The organism is Spirillospora sp. NPDC046719 (assembly GCF_040645715.1).
Lineage (GTDB): Bacteria > Actinomycetota > Actinomycetes > Streptosporangiales > Streptosporangiaceae > Spirillospora.
The window spans coordinates 1-3,331 of sequence record NZ_JBEYYT010000704.1 but is presented as its reverse complement, the minus strand read 5'-3'; the positions used below and the strand labels follow the sequence as shown (position 1 = coordinate 3,331).

The 3,331-nt window shown below is 74.7% G+C and carries 4 protein-coding genes; 3 read left to right on the top strand and 1 reads right to left on the bottom strand.

Features of this window, described 5'->3' with window-relative positions; translation table 11 throughout:
* Positions 1 to 300 (top strand): carboxypeptidase-like regulatory domain-containing protein (locus ABZ914_RS48915; RefSeq protein ID WP_500201448.1); only part of this gene is annotated, 300 nt, incomplete at its 5' end.
* Positions 301 to 350: 50 nt separating this feature from the next.
* Here ABZ914_RS48915 and ABZ914_RS48910 read toward each other — a convergent pair.
* Positions 351 to 1,538, bottom strand: a complete 1,188-nt coding sequence (locus ABZ914_RS48910; protein ID WP_500201447.1) for a zinc-dependent alcohol dehydrogenase — start codon at positions 1,536 to 1,538, stop codon at positions 351 to 353.
* 109 nt (positions 1,539 to 1,647) lie between these two features.
* On the opposite strand from ABZ914_RS48910, the gene ABZ914_RS48905 reads away from it, so the two are divergent.
* Positions 1,648 to 2,718 carry a Ppx/GppA phosphatase family protein gene (locus ABZ914_RS48905; RefSeq protein WP_500201446.1) on the top strand — a complete coding sequence of 357 codons (1,071 nt, stop codon included), beginning with the start codon at positions 1,648 to 1,650 and terminating at the stop codon, positions 2,716 to 2,718.
* Between the two features lie 135 nt (positions 2,719 to 2,853).
* The coding region (locus ABZ914_RS48900; protein WP_500201445.1) for an RsbRD N-terminal domain-containing protein at positions 2,854 to 3,331 on the top strand (478 nt) is incomplete at its 3' end.

Here is a 3,331-nt window from a genome sequence, read left to right as displayed (position 1 = left end):
GGCGGCGATCCGCCACCGGTGGAGATCGAGCTGCCCGCCGGGCCCGCGCTGCGCGGCACCGTCCGAGGCCGCGGCGGCGAGGCGCTCGGCGACGCGCACGTGTCGCTGGTCGACCAGGCCGGGAACGTCGTCGCCACCGCACGCACCGGCCCGGACGGCGCCTACGCGTTCGAGGGCCTCGCCCCCGAGGACTACACCGTCGTCGCGTCCGGGTACCCGCCGGTCGCGGTGCCGCTCGACCTGTCCGGCGCCGGGCGCGACGACCTCGACATCGCGCTCACCCACCGCCGGGGCGAGTAGCCGCCCGCGGGGGCGGGCGGCCGCCCGCGGGGCGGGTGCGGCCCGGCGCGTCAGGCGCCGGGCTGCACCAGCACCTTGATGGCGCCGTCCTGCTTCTTCTGGAACATCTCGTACGCCTCCGGCGCCTTCTCCAGCGGCACGCGGTGGGTGGCGAGGTCCATGACGCCGAGCGGGTCGGCGTCGTCGGTGACCAGGGGCATGAGGTCGTCGATCCAGCGCTTGACGTGCGCCTGGCCCATCCGCAGCGCGATGCCCTTGTCGAACATCTGCAGCATCGGCAGCGGGTCGGTCATGCCGCCGTACACGCCGCTCAGCGAGATCGTCCCGCCCCGGCGCACCACCTCGATCGCGGTCAGGAACGCCGCGAGCCGGTCCACGCCGACCCGCTGCATCAGCGGCGCGGCGCTGTTGCCCGGCATCAGCCCGGTCAGCGTCTGGGCCAGCTTCGCGCCCGGCGAGCCGTGCGCCTCCATCCCGACCGCGTCGATCACCGAGTCGGTGCCGCGCCCGCCGGTGATCTGCCGGACCGCGTCCGGCACGTCGTCGGCGTCGTCGGCGTCGATCACCTCGATCCCGTGCCGGCGGGCCATCTCCAGCCGCTCCGGGACGAGGTCGACGCCGATGACCCGGTGGCCGAGATGGCGGGCGATCCGCGCCGACATCTGGCCGATCGGGCCGAGCCCGAGCACCGTCACCGAGCCGCCCTCGGGGATCTCCGCCCACTGCACCGCCTGCCACGCCGTCGGCAGCACGTCCGACAGGTAGACGAACCGCTCGTCCGGCGGCCCCTCCGGCACCTTGATCGGGCCGAAGTGCGCCTGCGGCACCCGCAGGTACTCCGCCTGACCGCCCGGGACCTGCCCGTACAGCCGCGTGTAGCCGAACAGCGCCGCGCCCATGTTGCTCTCGCGGACCTGCGTCGTCTCGCACTGCGCGAACAGCTTCAGCTCGCACATGTGGCAGCGGCCGCAGGAGATGTTGAACGGGATGACCACCCGGTCGCCCGGCTTGACGTGCTGCACGTCCGGGCCGGTCTCCTCGACGATCCCCATCGGCTCGTGGCCCAGCACGTCCCCCTCGCTCATGAACGGCCCCAGCACCTCGTACAGGTGCAGGTCGGAACCGCAGATGCCGGACGAGGTGACCCGGATGACCGCGTCGTCCGGTTCCTTGATCTTCGGGTCGGGGACGTCCTCGACGCGGACGTCGCGCTTGCCGTGCCAGGTGAGCGCCTTCATGTGTTCCTCCTAGAGCGGGTCTACGGCGGCAACTACCCGGCGCACCGGCGTGAAACGCGGGCGGCCGGCGCCCCGGACTGGACGGGTAAAACCCGGGTAATCCATGTCCATGAACCCCCTCGCGGACAGCCCCGGCGACAGCGACACCGACAGCGACACCGACAGCGACACCGACAGCGACACCGCCCAGGGCGGCCGGCTGCGCCTGGGCGTCCTCGACATCGGCTCCAACTCGGCCCACCTGCGCATCGCCGACCTCAGCCCCGGAGAGGCGCCCGCGCCCGTGCGGTCGGTGAAGACCGCGGTGCGGCTGGCCGAGTCCACCGACCGGCACGGCGTGATCGGGCGGCCCGCCGTCGGGCGGCTGATCGGCGCGGTCCGGGAGGCGTCCGCCGCCGCGTCCGCCGCCGGGGTGGGGGAGCTGCTGCCGCTCGCCACGTCCGCGCTGCGCGACGCCGCCAACCGCGACGACGTCACCGCCGAGGTCCGCGCCGCGACCGGCGTCACGCTCGGGTTCCTGTCCGGCGAGCAGGAGGCGCGGCTGACGTTCCTGGCCGTGCGGCGCTGGTACGGCTGGTCGGCGGGGCCGCTGCTGCTCGCCGACATCGGCGGCGGATCGCTCGAACTGGCCTACGGGGCGGGGGACGGGCCCGAGATCGCGCTGTCGCTCCCGCTCGGCGCGGGCCGGCTCACCCGGCACCACCTGCAGGGCCGGCCGCCGGTCCGCAAGCGCACCCGCAAGGCGCTGCGCGCGCACGTGCGGTCCGTGCTGAAGGAGGCGACGACCGAGATCGTCGAACGGCCCGCGCCGGTCCGGGCCGTCGCGACGTCCAAGACGTTCACCCAGCTGGCCCGGCTGTGCGGCGCGCCGAAGGCCAAGGCCGGGCTGTACGCGCCGCGCCGCCTCGAACGCGCGGACCTGCACGGCTGGATCCCGACGCTGGCGAAGCTGCCCGACGAGGAGCGCGCGAGGCTGCGCGGGGTGAAGGCGTCGCGGGCGCACCAGATCCTGGCCGGCGCGATCGTCGCCGAGGCGGTCATGGACGTCCTCGGGCTCGACGGGCTGGACGTGTGCCCGTGGGCGCTGCGCGAGGGCCTCTTCCTGGAGCGCCTCGACGCGCTGGCCGCCGGGCGCCCGGCAGGACCGTCGTTCGGGAGCTGCGAGGCCATCGTCCCGTGAACATGCGGTACGTACATCTGTGGTCCGTGTGTCTTGACAGCACTCGAATGAGCCGTACACGCTTGTTCCGTTAATTTGCGGTACATAGATCGGCGATACGGTGCCCGGCGGGGCACCTCGGGAGGGGCGTGTGCGATGAGGGCTCCCGGCAACGCCGTCGAACCGGACCTCGGTCGCGACGCCCGCGTGCGGCGCGTCCTCGGCGGCGCGCTGCGCGACGCCGTCCCCGCGATCGTCGCGGAGACCGTCGAGGAGGTGCGGCGCGAGGTCCCCGAGTACGCCGCCCCCGCCTGCCGGGACGCGCTGGAGTTCGCCGCCGGATGCGCGATCGGCGCGTTCGCCGGCCTCGTCGAGCGGCCCGGCCCGCCGCCGGACGACCTCCTCGCCTTCTTCCGCCGGGTCGGCGCCGCCGAGGTGCAGGAGGGCCGCGCCGCGAGCGCCCTGCAGAACGCGGCGAACGTCGCGACCCGCGTCGCCGTCCGGCACCTGTCCCGGGTCGCCGACGCGCTGGACGCCGAGGTGCCGCCCGGCCTGTACGGGCAGGTCGTCTCCGCGCTCTTCCCCTTCCTGAACCGGCTGACGGCCGCCGTCGCGCAGGGCCGCGCCGAGGCGG